We start from the raw sequence: 21,827 nt of genomic DNA on the forward strand, positions 1-21,827 counted from the left end.
AGGCTTGCATGCGTCGCCTGTCCCTGCCCGCCGCCCTGCTGCTGGCGGCAGCCGCCTCGGCCTGCGCGCCGAACCCGATCGTCGCCCGCGACCCGATCCCGGCGCCGGGCCCCGATGCGGCCTTCGCCTGCGATTCGCGCCCGCTGGTGCTGAACGCCTTCGACACGACCTGCAAGCCGATCGCCCGGCAGCCGGCGGTCGTGCTGCATTCCAAGGGCTGATCGAGGCTGATCGAGAGCCGACCGACCGGGGCTTCCGGTCGGTTTTTCCGGGGGCGATGCCGCGGCCGGCGCGTCGCGGCGACGGACACGCGGCCGCGCATCGGGCATGATGCCCCGACGATCGAACCCGCCCCTCAGCGACGGAGCACGCGATGAACACCTTCCTCCGACACGGCCTCGCCGCCGGCCTGTTCGCGCTCGCCGGTGTCGGTGCCGCCCAGGCCCAGTCCGGGGCCTACGTGTTCCAGGGTCCGGACGGCCCCACCGTGCTGCAGGTCGACGGCGCCAACCGCCCGATCGTCCCGCCCGCGCGCCCCGACCTCGCGGTGCCGGCGATCGCCGTGCCGCAGGTGATGAACGGCGGCGGCTACGGCATCACCGGCTTTAACTACTACGACAGCGGCCTCATGGAGGGCCGCACCGATCCCCGCGTTAAGCGGCGCTACGTGCTGGCACCGGCCTGGATCGCCGGCTACGGCCAGCACTGACGGGCTCGACGCGGCGCGCTGTTTTTCCAACGCGCCGCGCGATCCGGCTCAGTCCTTCGACGGGTCGTGGCCCCAGTTCATCAGCGACAGCGCCCAGGCCGAGTCGGGATCGTTGCGCGACTTGCCGCCCTGCGCGAGGTGCCGGCGGACGTAGCCGACGACCTTGCGCATGTGGCCGTAATCGTCGTCCGTGAGGTCGGCCTTCTTCTTGGCCTTGATCTCGAGGATGCGGCGCCCCTCCTTGTGCCCGGTGGCCTCGCCGCCGCCGGACTTCTGCCCGACCGACTTGCTGGCGTCGGAGTCGAGATGCTTCCTCAAGGCGGCGGGCGTCATGTTCACCGCCGCGTCGAACTCCTTCCGGGTCTGCTCGCGGTCGCGCTCGGCGTCGTCCCGCGAATCCTTGTTCTCGGCCTTGGTCATCGCGCGTCCCTCCCGATTGGGGTGAAAATCCCCGGTCAACGCACGAGGCGGCCGTGGTTTCACGGGTCGGCGCGGGTGGGAGCGTCGCATGAGCTCGGCACGCGCCATGGGATGGGAGCCGTTTACAGGGGCGCCCGCCGCCGGTATCACCCCGCTCGACCTCTTTGAGCCCCCGACACAAGCGACACACCCTCGAAATGCGCGCCGAGATCGAGCAAGCCTCGGATGCCGCCAAGCAGTCGATCGGACTGCTGAGGAGGCATCTTTGACTGGGATACCGTCGATAAACGACTCGCGGAGCTGAATGCGGCGTCCGAGAACCCGGAACTGTGGAACGACGCCGACGCCGCGCAGAAGGTGATGCGCGAGCGCCAGCAGCTCGACGAGGCCGTGGCCGCCATCCGCAAGCTCGAGCAGGACCTCGACGACGGGGCGATGCTGATCGAGCTCGGCGAGACGGAGGGCGACGAGGCCTCGATCCGCGAGGGCGAGGCCACGATCCTCACCGTCGAGAAGGAGGCGGCCGGCCGTCAGGTCGAGACGCTGCTGTCGGGCGAGGCCGACGGCTTCGACACCTATCTCGAGGTCCATGCGGGCGCCGGCGGCACCGAGAGTCAGGATTGGGCCAACATGCTCCAGCGCATGTACGGCCGCTGGGCCGAGCGCCGGAAGTACAAGGTCGACATCGTCGAGTGGTCCGACGGGGAAGAGGCCGGGATCAAGGGCGCGACGCTCCTGATTAAGGGCCACAACGCCTACGGCTGGCTCAAGACCGAGTCCGGCGTTCACCGCCTGGTGCGCATCTCGCCCTACGATTCGAGCGCGCGGCGGCACACCAGCTTCGCCTCCGTCTGGGTCTACCCGGTAATCGACGACCGGATCGAGATCGAGATCAAGGAATCCGACTGCCGGATCGACACCTACCGGTCGTCGGGCGCGGGCGGGCAGCACGTCAACACCACCGACTCGGCGGTGCGCATCACCCACAACCCGACCGGGATCGTGGTGGCGTGCCAGCAGGAGCGCTCGCAGCACAAGAACCGGGCGACCGCCTGGAACATGTTGCGCGCCCGCCTGTACGAGGCCGAGCTGAAGAAGCGCGAGGAGAAGGCCAACGCCGAGGCCGCCTCCAAGACCGACATCGGCTGGGGCCACCAGATCCGCTCCTACGTGCTGCAGCCCTACCAGCTCGTGAAGGACCTGCGCACCGGCACGCAGTCGACCGACCCGGACGAGGTCCTCGACGGCGACATCGACCCCTTCATCGAGGCGTCGCTGGCGCACCGCCTGTACGGGGCGACGGAGAAGGTCGAGGACATCGACTGAGGCGGCAGGACGGGAACCGTCCTTCGTCCATCGAACCCTTGCCATTCCGGGCTCGCCTCGGGCGCCCCGGAATGGCGGGACACGCGACGTCGCGCCGGCCGCGACGTCAGGGCCCACCGCCCTCGGCGAGTTCGCGCCCCGCCTCCAGGAACCCCAGCGGGTCGACCGGCTCGCCGTCGATCCGGGTCTCGTAGTGCAGGTGCGCGCCGGTCGAGCGCCCGGTCGAGCCGACGCGGCCAACCAGATCACCGGCGCGGAGCCATTGGCCGGCCCGTACCGCCATGCGCGACAGGTGCGCGAAGCGCGTGACCACGCCGTGGCCGTGGTCGATCTCCACCATGTTGCCGTAGCCGCCGGTGGCCTCCGCCGTGACGACGCGCCCGGGCGCGGTGGCCAGCGCGGGCTCGCCCATCTCCGCCTTCAGGTCGAGCCCGGTATGCAGCGCGAGCCCCCGCGTGAACGGGTCGAGCCGCGGCCCGAAGGTGCTAGCCACGCCGCGGTCGCGCGGCAGCGGGCGGTCGAGCGGCAGGCGGGCGGCGAGCCGGCGCAGCGCCTGGGCATCGCCGACGGTGCGGGACGCGACCGCGAGGGCGTCGGCGAACGGGCTCGGATCGATCGGCACGAGCGGCCCGCCCAGGCCCGCCGCGGCCGCACGCTGCAGGTCGATTCCGGTCCGCTCCAGGGCGCGGCGCAGGCGTCCGAGATCGCTCGCCGCCCGCTCGGTGATGCGGTCGAGCCCGAGCACCTGCGCCGCCGCGAGGCCGTCGAGCCGCCCGGCGAGGGCCGCAACCTGCAGGTCGGTCTCGCGCGCGCTGCGACGCCCGGGCCGCGCCTCGACCCCGCGCAGGCCGAGATCGCTCTCGCCCGCCGAGGATGGGCCGGGCAGCGAACCGGTGGTCGGCGGATCGATCGGATCGGACGACGCGTCGTCCGGCCGCGCGAGACGGGCGAGCACGGCCTGCCGCCGCTCCAGATCGTTCTGGCGCGCCGTCAGCCCGTCGAGGCGCGCCGCGACGGCGACCTGCGCCTCCGCCCGCGCCGAGCCGCCGCGGTCGAGCTCGGCCCGCAACGCGGCGAGGCGCGCCTCGTAGGCCGTCTGCATCGCGCCCTGCCGCGCGACGAACCCGGCGAGGATGTCGTCGTGGAACACCACCAGCCCGCTCGCGCCGGCGGCCCACAGGCCGGTGACGAGAAGGGCAGCGGCGAGAAGCCGGCTCCTGCGGTGCGGAAGGCTGGCGGAAGGGGTCATCGATTCGGGCCCGATGCCGAGGGCGCCATCGAAGGCCGACAGGGTTAAGAAACCGAGAACCCTCATGCCTCCCGCGGGATGCGGGATCGGCTCAGGGGAGGGCGCGGGCGGCCTCAAGCACCTCCTCGGCATGGCCCGGCACCTTCACCTTCGGCCAGATCCGCGCGATGCGACCGTCTCGGTCGAGCAGCATCGTGGTGCGCTCGACGCCCATGTACTTGCGCCCGTACATGCTCTTCTCGACCCAGACGCCGTAGGCCTCGAGCATCGCCTTGCCCTCGTCGGAGGCGAGCGGGAAGGCGAGGTCGTGCTTGGACGCGAACTTGTCGTGGCTCTTCACCGGGTCGGGCGAGACCCCGATCACGACGGCGTCGGCCGCGTCGAAGTCGGCCAGCCTCGCGTTGAAGGCCTGCGCCTCCAGAGTGCATCCGCTGGTGTCGTCTTTCGGGTAGAAGTAGAGCACGATCTTGTGACCGACGTGCTCGCCGAGCTGGAGCGTCTTGCCGCCGGAGCCGGGAAGGGTGAAGTCGGGAGCGCGTTCGCCTTGGGCGAGGGGCATCGTGCCATCCTTTCGGCCGATTGATGGTGTGCTTTGGCGCGGTGCCGGACCATCCGATGCCCGCGCTTCGGGCGCGAGAGCCGGACACGCTCCGGAAACGCGTCGTCACGAGGTTGCGTCCTAGAATGAGCGCACGTTGCGAAACAGCGGACGCGCCGATGCAAGGTCTTCATGCCTGAGGAAGAGGCCCGGCCTGAGGATACGCCCGGCGGCGGGCAGACGCGCAAGGCCGTTCGGTGCTGGACGCGGCGCTGCCTGTGGACGGCCGCCGCCCTCGTCGTCGTGCTCGGCCTCGGCCTCGGGGGCGGGGTCATGCGCCTCGCATACGGGCCCCTGCAGATCGACGGCCTGTCGGCGCGGGTCTCGTCGGCGCTCGCCGACCGGATCGGGCCGGGCTGGCGCATCAGCCTGCGCGACAGCACCCTCGAGCTCGACTCCGAGAACGCCCTGGCGCTGCGCGTCAGCGGGCTCGATATCCGCAACCCGCAGGGCGCCCTCGTGGTCCGCGCGCCGCTCGCCCTCGTCAGCATCGATCCCTGGAGCCTGCTGAAGCTCGCGCCGACGCCGCGCTCGATCGAGTTCCGCGACGTGCAGATGACGGCGCTCGTCCACCGCGACGGCTCGATCGCCTTCGCGGCCGCCGAGCCGGCGCATCCGGGCGACGCCTCGCCGCACACGCCGCCGAGCGTGGACGCGGCGCGCGGCATGGTCTCGCCGCTCTCGGCCGCAACGGCCTCGATCTTCGGCGTCGTGCTCGACTCCGCCGGCGTCGTCGGCGCGCTCGATCGCGCCCGCATCACCAATGCCCGCCTCACGCTGATCGACGACGACGCCCGCGAGCGCGCGGTGTTCGAGCACGTCAACGGCCTGTTCGGCCGGGACCCGAACCAGGACGCGCGCCTGTTCGAGCTGCGCATCGACGGGCCGCACGGGCAATGGCGCTTCGGCGGTACCCTGCGCGAGGCCGGCGGCCCGCGCCGCACCGGGATCATCACCCTCGACGACCTGCCGGCCCCCGACCTGCTGCTGCTCTCCGGCCAGTCGAAGCTGCCGATCACCACCGACCTGAAGCTCTCGGCGCGGGCCGACGTCGCCCTCGACGGCGGCCGCATCGAGGCGATGAAGGCGACGCTGCGCACCAGCGACGGCACCTTCCTCGTCGAGGAGAAGGACTTCAACCCGGTCACCGTCGAGAGCCTGAAGGCCACGGTGAGCTGGGACGAGACCGCCCGGGTGATGACGCTCGACGGGCTCGACTACCTCGGCGCCGGCAACGCGGTGAACCTCACCGGCACCTGGGCCGTGGCCAAGCCGGGCGAGGACTTCGCCTGGACCGCGACCCTGTCGAGCCGGAACGCGACGCTCCGGGGCGCCGCCCCCAAGGACAAGCCGATCACCATCGCTGCGATGGACGGGCACCTCACCGGCCGTGCTGGCGGCGTCGCGATCGACAGCTTCGCGATGAGCGGCGACGGCATCCACGGCAACATGTCCGGCACCCTCGGCACCACCGCCGACGACGACGGCCTCACGCTCCACGTCACCGCCAGCGACAGCGAGGCCCGCACGGCGCTGCGGCTCTGGCCGGAGAACATCGCGCCGGGCGCGCGCAACTACCTCGTCGACGAGCTGCGCGCCGCCCGCATCGAGGCGGTCGACATCACCGTCGACATGTCGGGCGCCGAGCTCGCCGCGGCGACGCGGGGCGACCCGATGCCGGACAACGCGGTGCATATCGACTTCCGTGTCTCGGACGCGACGCTCGAGGTCTCGCCCGACGCGCCGCCGCTGACCCGAGGCAACGTCGCCGGCACGATCACCGGGCGCTCGACCCGGATCAGGAACGTCACCGCCGACATCCGCATGGCCGACGGGCGCGCGCTGAACATCACCGAGGGCGCCTTCGTCATCCCGGAGATCTCGCCCGACAAGGTCGTGGCGGATATCGGCCTTCGCCTGTCGGGCGGCGCAGACGCGCTGGCGGCCCTGCTGCAGACCAAGATGTTCAAGGCGCTGTCGGGCGTCGATCTCGACCCGTCGACGGTGAAGGGCCAGGCCGACCTGCGCATCGGCTTCCCGCTCGACCTCAAGCACATCCCCGACCTGCCCGACCTGCCGGTCGGCGTCTCGGGCACGCTGAACGACCTCGCCGTCGACAAGGTTGTCGGCAAGGACAAGCTCGAAGCCGGCCGCTTCGCCGTGACCTACGATCCGCGCGGCTTCACCCTGAAGGGCGACGCCAAGCTGTCGGGCGCGCCGGTCTCGATCGACATGCATCAGGCCAAGACCGGCGGCACCGGCGAGGTGCTGGTGAACCTGACCGTCGACGACGCCCTGCGGGCGCGCAAGGGCCTGCCAACGGCCCCCCAGCTGAGCGGCCCGATCGCGGTCAAGGCCACCATCCCGCTGGTCAAGGCCGGCGCCACGAAACCCCCGATCCGGGTCGAGGCCGACCTCGCCCGCGCCGGGATCGACGGCCTGCTGCCCGGCCTGAGCAAGGCCGCGGGCAAGGCCGGCCGCCTGACCTTCACCCTGGTCGATACCGGCCCGGGGATGGACCTGCGCGACATCGCCCTCGATGCCGGCTCGACCACGGCCCGCGGCAGCGCCTCGATCACCGGCGAGGGCGGCCTCGAGCGGGCGGACCTGACCAACCTCAAGCTCTCGCCCGGCGACGACATGCGCGTCACGCTGGATCGCAACGGAAACGGCTACCGCGTCGCGGTGAAGGGGGCGGTGGCCGACGCGCGCCCGTTCCTGAAGATGCTGACCGCGCCCGAAGGCAAGTCGCAGCGGGACGCCAACCCGAAGGACATCGACGCCGACATCCAGCTCGGCATCCTCACCGGCTTCAACGAGGAGGCGCTGACCAACGCCAGCGTGAAGCTTTCCATGCGCGGCAAGGACGTGCGCGCGGCGGCGATGAGCGGCAAGTTCCGCTCCGCCCCCTTCGTCGCGAGCGTGACCAAGGGCGAGCGCGGCACGCCGACGCTGGCGATCGAATCCGGCGATGCCGGCGCGACGCTGCGCTTCGTCGACGTCTACCGGCGGATGTACGGCGGCCGGCTCAATCTCGGCATCGTGCTGAGCGACGGGCCGCAGGCCGGCGTGGTGCAGATCCGCGAGTTCGCGCTGCGCAACGAGCCGGCCCTCTCCAGCATCATGGCCCAGGGACCGGAGACGGTGGAGACCGTCGATGCCCGCGGGCGCAAGCGCACGGTCGCGGGGCAGGGCAGCGCGGTCTCGTTCGACCGGATGCGGGCGAACTTCGTCCGCTCGGGCTCGCGCGTCGACTTTTCCGATGCGGCGATCTCGAACGCGGCGATGGGCTTCACGCTGTCGGGTTTCCTCGACACCGCCCGCGAGCGCACCGACATCAACGGCACTTTCGTGCCGCTCTACGGCCTGAACAACATCGTCTCGCAGGTGCCGCTGATCGGACCGCTCCTCGGCGGCGGCCACAACGAGGGCCTGTTCGCGGTCAACTTCCGGGTCTCGGGCAGGCTCAACGCGCCGGACGTCAGCGTGAACCCGCTCTCGGCGGTCGCGCCGGGCTTCCTGCGAAAACTCTTCAGCGCGGGCGGCGGCTCGAACTTCGCCGACGGCGTGCCCCCGGCGGTGCAGGGCGACCGTTGAGGCGGCCGATCCGCCGGCGGGCGGCCTACTCCGCGGGCGACGCTTCGCTGCCGCGTGCCGCGGGCGCCGACGGGCCGGCACCGGGCGACCCATCGCAGGCTCCGGACGCGTAGGCGTTGATGATCGCGCCGAGCAGGCCCGGAAAGCGCGCCTCGACCTCGGCGTAGCGCGACTCGTTGCGCATCTCCACTCCGTGGCGCGCACTGCGGATCAAGCCGGCTTCGCGCAACACCTTGAAGTGCGTCGACAGCGACGATTTCGGGATCACCCGGTCTCCGAGGGCGGAGACGGCCGAGCACGCCTCGACGCAGCCCGCGCGCATGATCCGTGCGAAGATCGCCGCGCGGTTCGGATCGGACAGGGCGTGGAGGATCGCGTCCGGGCGCACGTCCTCCATCGCGGGATGGAACAAAGATCTCATGATTTCGGCATATAGGGGCTTGATCCGCGCGACATTAGTTCCGAAATCCCGAACTATGGGAATGCGGCGGCCATCCCGGTGCCGGCCCATGCCGAGGGTTAGCATACATGTCCAAGCTCGCAGGCAAAGTCGCCGTCGTGACCGGCGCATCGAAGGGCATCGGTGCCGGCATCGCCAAGGCGCTGGCACAGGACGGCGCGGCGGTCGTCGTGAACTACGCATCGAGCAAAACCGGCGCGGAGGCGGTCGTCGCCGCGATCACCGCGGCCGGCGGCCGGGCGATCGCGGTCCAGGGCGACGTCTCCCAGGCCGCCCAGGCGCAAGCGGTGATCGAGGCGGCGGTGACGGCATTCGGCCGGCTCGACGTGCTGGTCAACAATTCCGGCGTCTACGACTTCGCGGCGATCGAGGAGATCACCGAGGCGCATTACCGCAAGCTGTTCGACGTCAACGTGCTCGGCGTGCTGCTGGCGACCCAGGCAGCCGCCAGGCACCTCGGCGAGGGCGGCAGCATCGTCAACATCTCGTCGGCGATCACCCACGTGCATACGCCGACGGCGGCGGTCTATGCCGGGACGAAGGGCGCCCTCAACGCGATCTCGGGGGTGCTCGCCAACGAGCTGGCGCCGCGCCGGATCCGGGTCAACACGGTCAGCCCGGGCTACGTGGTGACCGAGGGCACCCATTCGGCCGGCATCGCCGGATCCGAGATGGAAGCCGGCTTCGTCGCGCAGACCCCGCTCGGCCGCGCCGGCGCGCCGGACGACATCGCCCGGGTGGTCGCCTTCCTCGCCTCCGACGACGCGCGCTGGCTCACCGGCGAGGTGATCACCGCGAGCGGCGGCATCCGCTGACGAACGGCCCCGCATAAAGACGAAGCCGAGCCCGGTCCGGGCCCCGCTTCGCCGCGAGCGGTCACGCCACGCGCAGCAGCACGTGGCGCTTCTTGCCGAACGAGAGCTTGATCACGCCGGTCTTGGCGAAGTCGGCGGTGCGCAGCACGGCGCGCTCGTCGGTGAGGACCACGTCGTCGATGCGCAGGCCCCCGCTCTTGATCTGGCGGCGGGCCTCGCTCGTGGACGGCACCAGCTTGGCGTATTCCGGCCCGAAGGCGCTGAGCACGCCGAGGCCGGCATCGACGAGGTCGCGCGAGACGGTGACGCTCGGCAGGTCCTCGGCCAGCGTCCCCTCGACGAAGGTCTTCCGCGCGGTCTCGGCGGCGGCGTCCGCCGCCTCGCGGCCGTGCATCAGCGCCGTCGCCTCGGTGGCGAGCCGCACCTTGGCCTCGTTGATCCCGGCCCCGCCCTTCGCGGCGAGGTCGGCGATCTCGGGCAGCGGGAGGAAGGTGAACAGCTTGAGGAAGCGCGCGACGTCGGCATCCTCGGTGTTCCGCCAGAACTGCCAGTAATCGTACGGCTTCAGCATCCCGGCATCGAGCCAGACCGCGCCGGCGGCGGTCTTGCCCATCTTGGCGCCCGACGCGGTGGTCAGCAGCGGGCAGGTCAGCCCGAGCAGGCCCGGGACGCCCATGCGGCGGCCGAGATCGATGCCGTTGACGATGTTGCCCCACTGGTCCGACCCGCCCATCTGCATGGTGCAGCCGTGGCGGCGGTTCAGCTCGACGAAGTCGTAGGACTGGAGGATCATGTAGTTGAATTCCAGGAACGAGAGTTCCTGGTCGCGCTCCAGCCGCATCCGCACGCTGTCCATCGACATCATGCGGTTGACCGAGAAATGGCGACCGACGTCGCGCAGCATCTCGATGTAGTTCAGCTTGGTCAGCCATTCGGCGTTGTCGACCATGATCGCGCCGGTCGCCGAGCCGTCGAAGGCGAGGAACCGGGCGAAGGTCTTCTGGATGCCGGCCTTGTTGGCCTCGATCTGCTCCAGGCTGAGGATCTTTCGCGATTCGTCGCGCCCCGAGGGGTCGCCGACGCGGGTGGTGCCGCCGCCCATCAGCGCGATCGGCCGGCCGCCGGTCTTCTGCAGCCAGTGCAGCATCATGATCGACAAGAGGTGGCCGATATGGAGCGAGGCCGCGGTGCAGTCGTAGCCGACGTAAGCCGTGAGCCGCCCCTCGGCCGCGGCCGCGTCCAGCGCGGCGAAGTCCGAGCACTGGTGGACGTAGCCGCGCTCGCTCAGGACTTTCAGGAACTCGGATTTCGGCGCGAAGGGCTCGGCGGCGGTCATGGGAGGCTCGGACTTCTCGGTTCGAAGCGGGCGGCTCCGGCACGGGACCGGACCGGTCCTGCGCGCTGGCGCGTCCGCTCGCAAAAGGGCATGAGGCGGCTGAGTGTCACTCGCAAAACCTCCGTCGCGTCGTCGTCGCCATCTCGGGCGCCCGCAGGGATCGGAGGTTTTGCGAGGGTCACCCATAGCAGGACGACCGGCGAAAGGCACGGGGGCAGGTCATGACCATGATGCGCGCGATCGGCCTGATGAGCGGCACGTCGCTCGACGGCGTGGACGTCGCCCTGATCGAGACCGACGGCGAGGCCGTCCACGTGGTCAAGGGCCACAACAACTACCTCGAGCCCCTGGGGCCGACCGGCTACCGCGGCTATTCCGAGGACGAGAAGGTCCTGCTGCGCGCCGCCACCAAGGACGCCGAGGGCGTCGTCGCCCCCGGCGACCGGCCCGGCCGGCTGCCCGAGGCGGAGGCCTTCGTCACCGAGGCGCATGCCCAGGCGGTCGAGCAGTTTCTCGCCGAGAACGGGCTCTCGGCCGCCGACATCGACGTGATCGGCTTCCACGGCCAGACGGTGATCCACCGCCCGGACCAGCGCATCACGATCCAGATCGGCGAGGGGCAGGCGCTCGCCGACCGGTTGCGCATTCCGGTCGTCTCCGACCTGCGCCGCGCCGACATCGAGGCGGGCGGCCAGGGGGCGCCCCTGGTGCCGGTGTTTCACCAGGCGTTGGCCGCGGCCTCGGGGTTCGAGGGCGCCTTTGGCATCCTCAACATCGGCGGCGTCGCCAACGCGACCTTGGTCGACGCGAAGGGCGGCGTGATCGCCTTCGACACGGGGCCCGGCAACTCGCTGATCGACGAGTGGATGCAGGAGCGCGAGGGCAAGAACCTCGACGACGGCGGCCGCACCGCCGCGCGCGGGCGAGCCGACGAGCCGCTGCTGGCGTGGCTGCTGACGCACCCGTTCTTCTTCCGGCGGCCGCCGAAATCGCTCGACCGCAACTGGTTCTCGCACAAGCTCGCGGGCCAGCTCTCGACCGAGGACGGCGCGGCGACGCTCACCGCCTTCACGGCCCGCGCGGTCGCCCGGGCGCTCGACCATGCCCCGGAGATCCCGGCCCGCTGGATCGTCGCCGGGGGCGGCGCCCGCAACGGCGAGCTGGTGCGGCTCTTGAACTACCACCTGCGCGCCGAGATCACGACGGCCGACGCCATCGGCTGGTCCTCGGCCTTCCTCGAGGCGCAGGCCTTCGCGCACCTGGCCGTGCGCTCGCTCAAGGGTCTGCCGATCACGTTTCCGTCGACCACCGGCGTGCGCGAGCCGATGACCGGCGGCGTCCTGGCGCGACCGCGGGATACCTGAGCGCCAAGCGCGGTTCACCCTGGAGCGATTCTCGAAGAGCTTCAGAGCGAGCCCCATGACCGACCGCGCGACCCCGATCCGCTATCACGACAACGTCGAAACCCCGGCCCCCGACGAGAACCACGTCATCGACGAGATCATCGCCTCGATGACCCGCGAGAGCGAGACCACCGCCGCACGCTACAAGCACGCCGTGCGCGCCTCGCACGCCAAGATCAGCGGCATCGTCGTCGGCGAGCTCCAGGTGCTGCCGAACCTGCCCGCGGAGCTGGCCCAGGGCCTGTTCGCGACGGCGGGCACGCATCCGGCGATCGTGCGGTTCGCGCAGGGGCCGGGCGAGCTCCTGAAGGACAGCGTCTCGACCCACCGCGGCATGGCGATCAAGGTGCTCGGCGTCGCCGGCGAGAAGCTCGCCGGTCACGCGGCCGACACCCAGGACTTCGTGCTCGCCACCGGGCCGGTCTTCCCGAACCCGGACGCGAAGGGCTTCCTCGGCAGCATGAAGCAGCTCGAAGCCGGCACCAAGGCGCCGGAGGCGGTGAAGGTCGCGGTCTCGGCGACGGCGCGGGCGGCCGATTCGGTCGTGAAGGCGGTGACCGGCAAGAGCGCGCCGCTGCTCGATTTCTTCGGACACCAGCCGCTGCATCCCCTGGCCGAGCCGTACTACTCGCAGGCGGCGCTGCGCTACGGCGACCACATCGCCAAGATCGCCGCGTTCCCGGCCGCGCCCGCGCAGGAGGCCCTGGCGAAGGAGGAGCTTCACCCCGGCGACGACCCGGACACCTTCCGCCACGCGGTCGCGGCCTTCTTCCGCGGCCAGGAGGTGGTGTTCGAGATCCGCGTGCAGCTCTGCCTCGACCTGAACGACATGCCGATCGAGGACGCCTCGAAGGAATGGTCGGAGGAGGCCAGCCCCTACCGCACCGTCGCCCGCCTCGTGCTGCCGGCGCAGGACGCGACGAGCGAGACCCGCCGCGCCTACGCCGACGACGTGCTCTCCTTCCGTCCCGCCCACAGCCTCGCGGCGCACCGTCCGCTGGGCTCGCTGATGCGGGCGCGGCTGAAGACCTACCAGGCGCTCTCGAGCTTCCGCCATGCCCGCAACGGCGTGCCGGAAACCGAGCCGCGCGCCATCGAGGAGGTGCCGGCCTGATCGCCCGCATGGGCGCCGCCAGTCGGCGTCGCGCCGAACGCTCTCCCTTCCCCTTCGGGGGAGGGAGGCGGCCACCCGACGCAGACGCAACGCGGCCCCGATTTGTGCCTCCGCCGCCCGCGCGCTAGAGCACGCGCACGATGTCCCACAACACGTTCGGCCACCTGTTCCGCGTCACCACCTTCGGCGAGAGCCACGGGGTCGCCCTCGGCTGCGTCGTCGACGGGTGCCCGCCCGGGCTGGCGCTGGAGGCCGAGGAGATCCAGGCCGAGCTGGACCGGCGCAAGCCCGGACAGTCGCGCTTCACCACCCAGCGGCGCGAGCCGGACCAGGTGAAGATCCTGTCGGGCGTGTTCGCCGACGACCGCACCGGGGGCCGCCAGCTCACCACCGGCACGCCGATCGCGCTGATGATCGAGAACACCGATCAGCGCTCGAAGGACTATTCGGAGATCCGCGACAGCTACCGCCCGGGCCATGCCGACTACGCCTACGACGCCAAGTACGGCATCCGCGACTATCGCGGGGGCGGGCGCTCGTCGGCGCGCGAGACCGCGGCGCGGGTCGCGGCCGGCGCCATCGCGCGCAAAGTGATCCCCGGCGTCACGATCCGCGCGGCTTTGGTGCAGATGGGTCCGCACGCGATCGACCGGTCGCGCTGGGATTGGGAGGCGGTCGGCGCCAACCCGTTCTTCTGCCCCGACGCGGCGACCGCGAAATTCTACGAGGACTACCTCGACGGCATCCGCAAGGACGGCTCGTCGATCGGCGCGGTGATCGAGGTGGTGGCCGAGGGCGTGGCACCCGGCCTCGGCGCGCCGATCTACGGCAAGCTCGACGCGGAGCTGGCCGCCGCGATGATGTCCATCAACGCGGTCAAGGGCGTCGAGATCGGCGACGGCTTCGCCTCGGCGGCGCTCCGCGGCGAGGACAACGCCGACGAGATGCGCGCGAGCAACGACGGGCGCCCGACGTTCCTGGCCAACCATGCCGGCGGCGTGCTCGGCGGCATCTCGACCGGCCAGCCGATCGTGGTGCGGTTTGTCGTGAAGCCGACCTCGTCGATCCTCACGCCCCGGCGCACGGTCACGGGCGACAATCGCGACGTCGACCTGATCACCAAGGGCCGCCACGATCCCTGCGTCGGCATCCGGGCCGTCCCCGTCGCCGAGGCGATGATGGCGTGCGTGCTCGCCGACCACCATCTCCGCCATCGGGGGCAGGTCGGCACCTGACTTCGGCGCCCGACGCCCGACCGTCCCCGGACGCAAAGCCCATTCGAGTACCGAACCGTGCCCCACACCTCCGTCACCTCCGCCATCGAAGCCTTCGCCCGCGGCGAGATCGTCGTCGTCACCGACGACGACGATCGCGAGAACGAGGGCGACCTCGTCGTCGCCGCGATCCATTGCACGCCGGAGAAGATGGCGTTCATCGTCCGCAACACCTGCGGCATCGTCTGCGCGCCGGTGACGGTCGCGGAGGCGCGCCGCCTCAACCTCGCGCCGATGGTCGCCTCGAACGACGCGCCGCTCGGCACCGCCTTCACCGTCACGGTGGACGTGAAGCACGGGCTGACCACCGGCATCTCGGCCGAGCAGCGCTGCAACACCGTGCGGGCGCTCGCCAACGGCAACATGGGCGCCGACGACTTCGTCCGCCCCGGGCACGTCTTCCCGCTGATCGCGCGGGACGGCGGCGTGCTGATGCGCTCAGGCCATACGGAAGCCGCGGTCGACCTGTGCAAGCTCGCCGGCCTGCCGCCCGTCGGCGTGATCTGCGAGCTCGCCAACGACGACGGCACGGTGATGAAGGGGCCGCAGATCGCGGCCTTCGCCGAGACGCACAGCCTCGCCCGCGTCTCGGTGGCCGACCTGATCGCCTACCGCCAGGCGCGCGACAAGCTGGTCGAGCGCGTCGGCCACTTCCCGGTCGAGACCGAGTTCGGCCCGATGACGGGCTACGCCTACACCACGCCGTTCGAGGCGATCCAGCAATTCGCCTTCGTCCACGGCGACATCGGCGACGGCCGCAACGTGCTGGTCCGGCTCCATCGCTCGGACGTCGTCGCCGACGTGATCGAGGGCGGCCGCCAGATCGAGACGGTGATGCGCCGGTTCGCGCGGGAGGGCCGCGGCATCCTCGTGTACCTGCGCGACGGCACCGCCGGGGTTCCGCTGAACCGCGTCGCGGACGAGGGCACCGAGGCGCAGCGCGTGCGCCAGTGGCGCGAGGTGGGCCTGGGCGCGCAGATCCTGCGCGACCTCGGCGTGGTCTCGATCCGCAACCTCTCGACCTCGGCCCGCGCCTATGTCGGCCTGTCGGGCTTCGGGATCGAGATGCTCGGCGACGAGCCGCTGGAGGGATAGTCAGCGACGAACCGGCCGTAGCGCAGCGCCAAGGCCGGCAGGATCGCGAGGTTCAGCACCGTCGAGGTGACGAGCCCGCCCAGGATCACGATCGCCATCGGCCCCTCGATCTCGCGCCCCGGCTCGCCGGCGCCGAGCGCCAGCGGCAGCAGGCCGAGGCCGGTAACGAGGGAGGTCATCAGGATCGGCACCAGCCGGTCGCCGGCGCCCTCCGCGGCGGTGGCGGCGTCCCAGCGGCGCTCCTCGCGGGCGACCATGTGCTCGTAATGGGCGATCAGCATGATCGCGTTGCGCAAGCTGATCCCGAACAGGGTGACGAAGCCGACGATCGAGCCGAGCGAGACCACCGCGCCGGTCGCCGCCACGGCGAGCACGCCGCCGACGAAGGCGAAGGGCAGGTTGACCAGCACCAGGACGAGGTTGCGCACCGACCCGGTCACCACCGCGAGCAGCAGCACGATGCCGAGGCCGGCGAGCGCGGAATAGGTCAGCAGGTCGGCGCGCGCCCGCGCCTGCGTCTCCGCGGCGCCCTCGAAGGCGACGTAGACGCCGGGCGGCAGGGTCACCTCCTTGGCGACCTTGCGCTTGGCCGCCTCGACGAAGGAGGCCACGTCGCGCCCCGTCACGTTGGCGGTGACCGCCTGCACCCGCTGCGCGCCCGCGTGCTGGACCTGGTAGCGCCCGGCCGTCTCGTAGACGTCGGCGACCTGGGCCAGCCGGATGTAGCTGCCGCTCGTGGTCCGCAGCGGCAGGTCGCCGAGGCGGGTGAGGTGCGCACGGGTCGCCGGGTCGAGGACGACGATCACGTTGAAGACGGCGTTGCCCTCGTAGGCCTGGCCGACCACGTCACCCTGGTAGGCGGTACGGACGATCTCCAGCACCTCGATCGCGTCGAGGCCCCAGTGGCGCAAGTCGTTCCGGCGTAAGGACACGGTGATCTGCGGCAGGCCGGCGGGGGATTGCTGCTGCACGTCGGCGGCGCCCCGCACCTCGGCGAGCTCGCGGGCGACGTCGCGGGCCGCCGCCTCGATCCGGTCGAGGTCGGCGCCGAACACGTTGATCACCACCGGCGCGGTGTAGCCCGAGACCGTCTCCTCGATGCGCTCGGTGAGGAAGGTCTTGAGCGAGAACGCGGCGCCGGGCGTGCCCGCCATCAGCGCGCGGATGCCGGCCTCGCTCCGCCCCTGCGCCGCGCCGTCGAGGCCGGGCTCGAGGTCGATGTGGATCTCGCTGTAATGCGTGCCGGCCGTGTCCTGGCCGGCCTCGGCCCGCCCGACCTGCTGCGCCACGGCGCGGACGCCGGGCACCGCCTTGAGGCCGGCGGTCATGCGCGCGCCGAGCCGCAGCGATTCCTGCAGCGAGGTGCCCGGCGCCGCCGCCATGTGCAGGATCAGGTGGCCCTCCTTGAGGTCCGGCAGGAAGGTGCCGCCGAAGAAGGGCAGGGCGGCCGCGCCGGCGAGGGTGAAGAGGACGGCCGCCGTCGCCGCCCAGCCGAAGCGCCGCTCGACGGCCCCAAGCATCCGCGCGTAGGCGGCGCGCGCGATCCGCATCACCGGGGGATCGCGCGCGGGCAGGTCCTTGCGCGCGACCAGCGCCATCGCGAGCGCCGGGGTGACCGTGAGCGCCACCGCGAGCGAGGCCACCACCGCCAGGATGTAGGCGAGCGCCAGCGGGCCGAACAGGCGCCCGGCGACGCCGGTGAGCGCCAGCACCGGCAGGAACACCAGCAGCACGGCGAAGGTGGCGTAGGCCACCGCGCCCCGCACCTCGAGGATCGCGTCGCGCACCACCCGCGCAACCGGAAGCGGCACGGCGAGGCGGCGGTTCTCGCGCAGGCGCCGCACCGCGTTCTCGATGCCGATCACCGCGTCGTCCACCACCTCGCCGATGGCGATGGCCAGCCCCCCGAGGGTCATCGTGTTGAGGCTCTCGCCCATCGCCCCGAGCACCAGCACGGCGGCAAGCAGCGAGAGCGGGATCGCCACCGCGCTGATGACGGCCGTGCGCCAGTCGAACAGGAACACGAACAGCACCACGACGACCAGGATGCCGCCGAGCGCCAGCGCCTGCAGCACGTTGCCGTTGGCCTGGGCGATGAAGTTCGCCGGGCGGAAGAGGTCGCCGCGCAGCACGATGCCGTCGCGCGCCAGCCCGGGCCGAAGCTCGTCGAGGGCCGCCTCGACCCGGCGCGTCGCCTCCAGGGTGTTGGCGCCGATCTGCGCACCGACCATCAGGAGGATGCCGGGCCGGCCGTCGACGAGCGCCGCGCCGATCGGCGGCTCGGGGGCGGCGACCACGGTGGCGACGTCGCCGAGCACCACGCTCGCGCCGCCCTCGTTGACGAGCACCGTGCGGGCGATCTCCTCCGGCGTCAGCGACTGGCCTTCCGTCTGCAGGGCGATGCGCTGGTTGGGGGTGTCGACGAAGCCGGCGCCGCGCACCCCGGTGGCCTTGCGCGCGGCCACGAGCACGTCGTTCAGGCCGAGGCGGAAGCGGATCAGGTCGTGCGGCCGCACCTCGACCTGAAAGGCGCGCACCGCGCCGCCGTAGACCGAGACCTGGGCGATGCCGGGCACCGCGAGCAGCCGCAGGCGCACCCGCCAGTCGGCGATCGTGCGCAGGTCGAGGGCGGAGCGGCTCTCCGAGGTCAGCCCAACCAGGAGCACGGTGCTGGTCGAGGAGGTCAGCGCGGTCATCGCCGGCGGCAGCACGCCCTGCGGCAGGCGCCCGGCGAGGCTCGCCAGCCGCTCGGTCACGAGCTGGCGCACCCGGTAGATGCTGCTGCCGGCGTTGAAGGTGGCGGTGATGACCGACAGGCCCTGGATCGAGCTCGACCGCAGGGTGGCGAGGCCGGGAAGCCCGTTGACGGCGACCTCGACGGTCTGGGTCACCAGGATCTCGACCTGCTCCGGGTTGAGCCCCGGCGCCTCGGTCTGGATCACCACCGAGGGCGGCGCGAACTCGGGGAAGACGTCGTACTTCGCCTGGCCGAGGCTGGCGGTGCCGTAGACCAGCAACGCCAGCGCCAAGGCCACGACGATGCCGGGGAAGCGGATCGCGAAGGCGACCAGGGCGGCCTGCGGGCCGACGGGATCGGGCGCGGCGGGGCTTTGATCGGACGACATCGGCTCAGTCGTCGTCCGCGCCGCCGGCGGCCTGCGCCTGGGCCTTCATCTCCTCCGACAGCAGGGCCTGCGCGCCCCGCATCACGATCTCGGTCTCGCCGGCGAGATCCACGACGACGAAGCCGTCGCCCGAGAGCGCGGGGTCGGCGCCGAGCGCGTGGCGGGCGAACCCGGTCTCGCCGACCGCGCGGTAGAACCAGGCCCCGCCCTGCCAGTGCACCACCGCCTCCTCGGGCACGAGCACGCCGGTGGCGGCCCGCGACGAGGTGATGAAGGCCAGCGTGCTCATGCCGGGGAGGAGGCCGCTGTCGCCGGAGACCGTGTAGAACGAGCTGAGGCCCTGGATGCGCTGGTCGGTGCGGGTCGCGGCCGAGACGAAGCGCAGCGCGACGCGCTCGCTCTGCGGCGGCACCTCCGCGAAGGCCGCGCCGGGCCGGCCCTTCAGCGTCTCCCCGGGCGGCAGCGTCACCTGCACCAGGAAGTCGGCGCGCTCGATCAGCCGGGTCACGAGGACCGAGCGCTCGACGATGCCGCGGCCGATCACCGGCCCCCATTCCTGCTGCGCGGTGGCGCTGAGCGTCCGCACCTGCGACTGCGCGGCGGCGAGCGCCGCCTGGTCGGTCTGGAACGTGCCCTCGGTGGTCTCGCTCTGAACCTGCGTCGCGTAGGGCCCGAGGGATTTGGCGCGCTGGAACGCCGCCCGCGAGACCTCGACCCGCGCCTGCGCGGTCTGCAGCTGCGCCGTCGCGGCGGCGTAGGAATTCGTGAGTTCCGTCACCCGCGCGAGGTCGAGGACGCTGCCGTAGGCCTGGATCTCGATCGGGTGCGATTCGGGCTGCCGCCGTGCGGTCTCGAGGCCGATCCGGGCGCGTTCCTCGGGCGTGAGCGCCACGACGACGCGTCCGCCCTCGACCGCGGTGCGCTGGGGGGCAGCGAATGGCGTGGGCTTGGCGGGGGCAGGGGCGGGCCTGGCCGCATCGCGCGCCACGAAAAGGTTCGTCAGGCGTGAAGCGACCTGCCGAACGTCGTCGCCGGCGAAAGCCGCGACGAGCGCCACACCGGCCAGCCCGATCGCCGTCGCCCAAACCAGCCCGTAGCCACGCCTCTGCCGCACCCGATCCACTCCATCGACGAGCGGCCGCCATGCCGGCCGACTCCGGGCGTGGCATTACCACATAATCCCGGTTCCGATTGCCGAATTATCCTGAAACCCGACGATGACGATCGTTGGCTACACTTTCCCGATGATCCCCCCTCTCGGGGGAGGAAAGGGCACCCGATCTCTCCTTCATCGCCCCATCAGCGCGTCGACATGCGCCGACACCGAGCGGCCGAGGCCGTCGAGGCTGTAGCCGCCCTCCAGCATCGAGACGAGGCGGCCGCCGGCGTGCCGGTCGGCGACCTCCATCAGCTTGCGCGTGGCCCAGCCGAAATCGGCTTCCGTCAGGCGCAGGTTGGCCAGGGGATCGAGGTGGTGGGCGTCGAAGCCGGCCGACAGGATGATCACGTCGGGCGCGAAGGCGTCGACCCGGGCGAGGATGCCGGCTTCGAACGCCTCGCGGAAGACCGCGCCGTCGTCGCCCGGGCGCAGGGGCACGTTGACGATGGTGTCCTTCGCGCCGCGCTCGGAGGCCGCGCCGGTGCCGGGAAACAGCGGCATCTGGTGGGTCGAGGCGTACATCACGTCGGCATCGTCCCAGAAGATGTCCTGCGAGCCGTTGCCGTGGTGCACGTCCCAATCGACCAGCGCCACGCGGGTCGCGCCCTTGGCGCGGGCGTGGCGCGCGGCGATGGCGGCGTGGTTGAACAGGCAGAATCCCATCGCCCGGGTGCGCTCGGCATGGTGGCCGGGCGGGCGCATGGCGACGAAGGCGTTGCTGCATTCGCACCCCATCACCGCATCGACCGCCATGATGCCGCCGCCGACGGCGCGAAGCGTCGCCTCCAGGCTGCCCGGGGACATCAGCGTATCCGAATCGATCGCGACCATCCCGTCCTTGGGCGAGGCCGCGACGATCGCCTCGACATAGGCGGCGGGGTGGGCGAGCGTGGCGACCGAGGCCTCGGCCTGCGGCGCCATGGTGCGGACGAGGCCGGAGAAGCGCTCGTTCTCCAGGACGCGCTCGATCGCGCGGATGCGGTCGGGCCGCTCGGGATGCCCCTCTGGCACGGCGTGGTCGAGGGCGGCCGGGTGGCTCACGTACAGGGTCGTCACGATCATCCCTCCGGCTGTGCGCGCCGCCTCGCTGCGGACGCACCTGTCGCAAAGCGGCAACAGCGCTTGGCATTGTGCCCGCGGGCAACGCGGGACGCTACGCCGAAGTGCCTCGTCCGCCTATGCTTCGGTCAGTTTCCGTCAACCCTGGTTCGAACGGCGGAAGCCCACTCGAGAGAGGCCCGCCATGCGCTTCGCCCCGATCATCGCGTGTGCCGTGCTGCTCTCGGGCTGCAACTTCAAGGCGGTGCCCGATCCGGCCCTGTCGGCACGGGACACCGCCTTCATGGCGCTGGTGCCGGACGCCGAGTTCGACCCGCACTTCGCCCGCTACCAGGTCACCGACCCGACGAAGGAGCAGCCCGGCACCATCGTGATCGAGACGATGGAGCGGCAGCTCTACCTCGTGCTGCCCGACGGCAAGGCGATGCGCTACGGCGTCACCGTGGGCGACGAGGCCTATGGCTGGAAGGGCACCGCCACGGTCGACCGCAAGGCGGAATGGCCGGCCTGGAACCCGCCGGCCGAGATGGTCAAGCGCTGGCCGCACGTCCACCCGATGCAGGGCGGGCCGGGCAACCCGCTCGGCGCCCGCGCGCTCTATCTCTCCGACAAGGGCCGCGACACGCTCTACCGCATCCACGGCACCAACGAGCCGGAGAAGATCGGCCAGGCCGCGTCGTCCGGCTGCATCCGCATGCGCAACATCGACGTGGTCGACCTGTTCAACCGCGTGCCGGTGGGCGCGACGGTGATCGTGCGCTGAGGGCGGACGACCTGTGGTCCGTTTCCCCTCGTCGTTCCGGGGCTGCGAAGCAGAGCCCGGAACTCAGAACCGCCGACGCCAGCCGGATCCGCCACCGCCGGCGGCTCTGGATTCCGGGCTCGCCTGCGGCGCCCCGGAATGACGGGATAGCGGTGAGCGGGTGACGTTTCATCTGCGTTCCCGGAGAGCGGGCGACGATCGTGCGGTCTCGACAGATGCCGGCATGTCGCTCGAAAAAAGCAAGATTCTCGAAACGCTCATTCGTGAGCACGCTTTAACCTGAACGCCGGTTCAGATTTGGCCGTTAACCTCTGAAGACGATCTC

18 protein-coding genes are annotated in these 21,827 nt (G+C 71.5%); 10 read left to right on the forward strand and 8 right to left on the reverse strand.

All coding sequences use genetic code 11. The features are described 5' to 3' along the window. Positions 1–8 precede the first annotated feature (8 nt). Together MKK68_RS05255 and MKK68_RS05260 are read left to right on the forward strand one after the other, a co-directional pair. On the forward strand, positions 9–221 hold the full coding sequence (locus MKK68_RS05255) for a hypothetical protein (protein WP_147842880.1): 213 nt from the start codon (positions 9–11) through the stop codon (positions 219–221). A 152-nt stretch (positions 222–373) separates the two neighbouring features. Then, positions 374–709, forward strand: a complete 336-nt coding sequence (locus MKK68_RS05260) for a hypothetical protein (protein ID WP_243936035.1) — start codon at positions 374–376, stop codon at positions 707–709. Between the two features lie 48 nt (positions 710–757). Here MKK68_RS05260 and MKK68_RS05265 read toward each other — a convergent pair whose 3' ends face one another. Next, entirely contained in the window at positions 758–1,129 is a 372-nt protein-coding gene (locus MKK68_RS05265; protein ID WP_244029157.1) for a DUF3140 domain-containing protein, read from the reverse strand. A gap of 197 nt (positions 1,130–1,326) precedes the next feature. Between MKK68_RS05265 and prfB the strand changes: the two genes are divergently transcribed. Continuing rightward, positions 1,327–2,455 (forward strand): peptide chain release factor 2 gene (prfB, locus tag MKK68_RS05270; RefSeq protein WP_244029159.1). Its coding sequence is split into 2 segments (ribosomal slippage): positions 1,327–1,395 and positions 1,397–2,455, totalling 1,128 coding nucleotides; the frame shifts between segments, so codons are not numbered across the junction. A gap of 106 nt (positions 2,456–2,561) precedes the next feature. On the opposite strand, the gene MKK68_RS05275 is transcribed toward prfB, so the two are convergent. Together MKK68_RS05275 and MKK68_RS05280 are read right to left on the reverse strand one after the other, a co-directional pair. Then, complete coding sequence (locus MKK68_RS05275; RefSeq protein WP_244029161.1) at positions 2,562–3,704, reverse strand: M23 family metallopeptidase; 1,143 nt, start codon at positions 3,702–3,704, stop codon at positions 2,562–2,564. A 91-nt stretch (positions 3,705–3,795) separates the two neighbouring features. Further along, positions 3,796–4,263 (reverse strand): peroxiredoxin, encoded by a 468-nt coding sequence (locus MKK68_RS05280; protein ID WP_147726636.1) that lies wholly within the window; start codon positions 4,261–4,263, stop codon positions 3,796–3,798. A gap of 171 nt (positions 4,264–4,434) precedes the next feature. Here MKK68_RS05280 and MKK68_RS05285 point away from each other — a divergent pair, with 171 nt between their 5' ends. Continuing rightward, positions 4,435–7,899 carry a DUF3971 domain-containing protein gene (locus tag MKK68_RS05285; protein WP_409567168.1) on the forward strand — a complete coding sequence of 1,155 codons (3,465 nt, stop codon included), beginning with the start codon at positions 4,435–4,437 and terminating at the stop codon, positions 7,897–7,899. A gap of 25 nt (positions 7,900–7,924) precedes the next feature. Here MKK68_RS05285 and MKK68_RS05290 read toward each other — a convergent pair whose 3' ends face one another. Further along, entirely contained in the window at positions 7,925–8,320 is a 396-nt protein-coding gene (locus MKK68_RS05290) for a helix-turn-helix transcriptional regulator (RefSeq protein ID WP_147842453.1), read from the reverse strand. A 107-nt stretch (positions 8,321–8,427) separates the two neighbouring features. On the opposite strand from MKK68_RS05290, the gene MKK68_RS05295 reads away from it, so the two are divergent. After that, entirely contained in the window at positions 8,428–9,174 is a 747-nt protein-coding gene (locus MKK68_RS05295) for a glucose 1-dehydrogenase (RefSeq protein ID WP_243934858.1), read from the forward strand. Positions 9,175–9,235: 61 nt separating this feature from the next. Here MKK68_RS05295 and tyrS read toward each other — a convergent pair whose 3' ends face one another. Then, the gene (gene tyrS, locus MKK68_RS05300) at positions 9,236–10,510 is read right to left on the reverse strand and encodes a tyrosine--tRNA ligase (protein WP_147726629.1); all 1,275 of its coding nucleotides are present in this window, start codon (positions 10,508–10,510) and stop codon (positions 9,236–9,238) included. A 221-nt stretch (positions 10,511–10,731) separates the two neighbouring features. Between tyrS and MKK68_RS05305 the strand changes: the two genes are divergently transcribed. The 4 genes from MKK68_RS05305 (at position 10,732) to ribB (ending at position 15,396) form a co-directional block, all read left to right on the forward strand. Beyond that, complete coding sequence (locus MKK68_RS05305) at positions 10,732–11,874, forward strand: anhydro-N-acetylmuramic acid kinase (protein ID WP_244029163.1); 1,143 nt, start codon at positions 10,732–10,734, stop codon at positions 11,872–11,874. A 55-nt stretch (positions 11,875–11,929) separates the two neighbouring features. Next, entirely contained in the window at positions 11,930–13,027 is a 1,098-nt protein-coding gene (locus MKK68_RS05310; protein ID WP_243988531.1) for a catalase family protein, read from the forward strand. A gap of 140 nt (positions 13,028–13,167) precedes the next feature. After that, complete coding sequence (gene aroC / locus MKK68_RS05315) at positions 13,168–14,262, forward strand: chorismate synthase (RefSeq protein WP_243988530.1); 1,095 nt, start codon at positions 13,168–13,170, stop codon at positions 14,260–14,262. 57 nt (positions 14,263–14,319) lie between these two features. Then, positions 14,320–15,396, forward strand: coding sequence for a 3,4-dihydroxy-2-butanone-4-phosphate synthase (ribB, locus tag MKK68_RS05320; RefSeq protein WP_147842458.1), 1,077 nt, complete (start codon positions 14,320–14,322; stop codon positions 15,394–15,396). Here the strand turns inward: ribB and MKK68_RS05325 are convergent. From MKK68_RS05325 to MKK68_RS05335, 3 genes are all read right to left on the reverse strand, one after another. Further along, positions 15,336–18,521: an efflux RND transporter permease subunit gene (locus MKK68_RS05325; RefSeq protein WP_244029166.1), complete on the reverse strand. Its 3,186-nt coding sequence runs from the start codon at positions 18,519–18,521 to the stop codon at positions 15,336–15,338. The genes ribB and MKK68_RS05325 overlap by 61 nt on opposite strands. A gap of 4 nt (positions 18,522–18,525) precedes the next feature. Continuing rightward, entirely contained in the window at positions 18,526–19,635 is a 1,110-nt protein-coding gene (locus MKK68_RS05330; RefSeq protein ID WP_409567169.1) for an efflux RND transporter periplasmic adaptor subunit, read from the reverse strand. Between the two features lie 174 nt (positions 19,636–19,809). After that, complete coding sequence (locus MKK68_RS05335; RefSeq protein WP_243936065.1) at positions 19,810–20,736, reverse strand: histone deacetylase family protein; 927 nt, start codon at positions 20,734–20,736, stop codon at positions 19,810–19,812. Positions 20,737–20,923: 187 nt separating this feature from the next. Between MKK68_RS05335 and MKK68_RS05340 the strand changes: the two genes are divergently transcribed. Beyond that, positions 20,924–21,502 carry a L,D-transpeptidase gene (locus tag MKK68_RS05340; RefSeq protein WP_243934834.1) on the forward strand — a complete coding sequence of 193 codons (579 nt, stop codon included), beginning with the start codon at positions 20,924–20,926 and terminating at the stop codon, positions 21,500–21,502. Positions 21,503–21,827: the final 325 nt, after the last annotated feature.

Origin of the sequence: Methylobacterium sp. E-016 (assembly GCF_022829745.1) — a bacterium.
Lineage (GTDB): Bacteria > Pseudomonadota > Alphaproteobacteria > Rhizobiales > Beijerinckiaceae > Methylobacterium.

Coding starts and splice junctions, on each gene's coding strand:
- MKK68_RS05255 (WP_147842880.1), top strand. CDS start 9: ATGCGTCGCCTGTCCCTGCCCGCCGCCCTGCTGCTGGCGGCAGCCGCC.
- MKK68_RS05260 (WP_243936035.1), top strand. CDS start 374: ATGAACACCTTCCTCCGACACGGCCTCGCCGCCGGCCTGTTCGCGCTC.
- MKK68_RS05265 (WP_244029157.1), bottom strand. CDS start 1,129: ATGACCAAGGCCGAGAACAAGGATTCGCGGGACGACGCCGAGCGCGAC.
- MKK68_RS05275 (WP_244029161.1), bottom strand. CDS start 3,704: ATGACCCCTTCCGCCAGCCTTCCGCACCGCAGGAGCCGGCTTCTCGCC.
- MKK68_RS05280 (WP_147726636.1), bottom strand. CDS start 4,263: ATGCCCCTCGCCCAAGGCGAACGCGCTCCCGACTTCACCCTTCCCGGC.
- MKK68_RS05285 (WP_409567168.1), top strand. CDS start 4,435: ATGCCTGAGGAAGAGGCCCGGCCTGAGGATACGCCCGGCGGCGGGCAG.
- MKK68_RS05290 (WP_147842453.1), bottom strand. CDS start 8,320: ATGAGATCTTTGTTCCATCCCGCGATGGAGGACGTGCGCCCGGACGCG.
- MKK68_RS05295 (WP_243934858.1), top strand. CDS start 8,428: ATGTCCAAGCTCGCAGGCAAAGTCGCCGTCGTGACCGGCGCATCGAAG.
- tyrS (WP_147726629.1), bottom strand. CDS start 10,510: ATGACCGCCGCCGAGCCCTTCGCGCCGAAATCCGAGTTCCTGAAAGTC.
- MKK68_RS05305 (WP_244029163.1), top strand. CDS start 10,732: ATGACCATGATGCGCGCGATCGGCCTGATGAGCGGCACGTCGCTCGAC.
- MKK68_RS05310 (WP_243988531.1), top strand. CDS start 11,930: ATGACCGACCGCGCGACCCCGATCCGCTATCACGACAACGTCGAAACC.
- aroC (WP_243988530.1), top strand. CDS start 13,168: ATGTCCCACAACACGTTCGGCCACCTGTTCCGCGTCACCACCTTCGGC.
- MKK68_RS05325 (WP_244029166.1), bottom strand. CDS start 18,521: ATGTCGTCCGATCAAAGCCCCGCCGCGCCCGATCCCGTCGGCCCGCAG.
- MKK68_RS05340 (WP_243934834.1), top strand. CDS start 20,924: ATGCGCTTCGCCCCGATCATCGCGTGTGCCGTGCTGCTCTCGGGCTGC.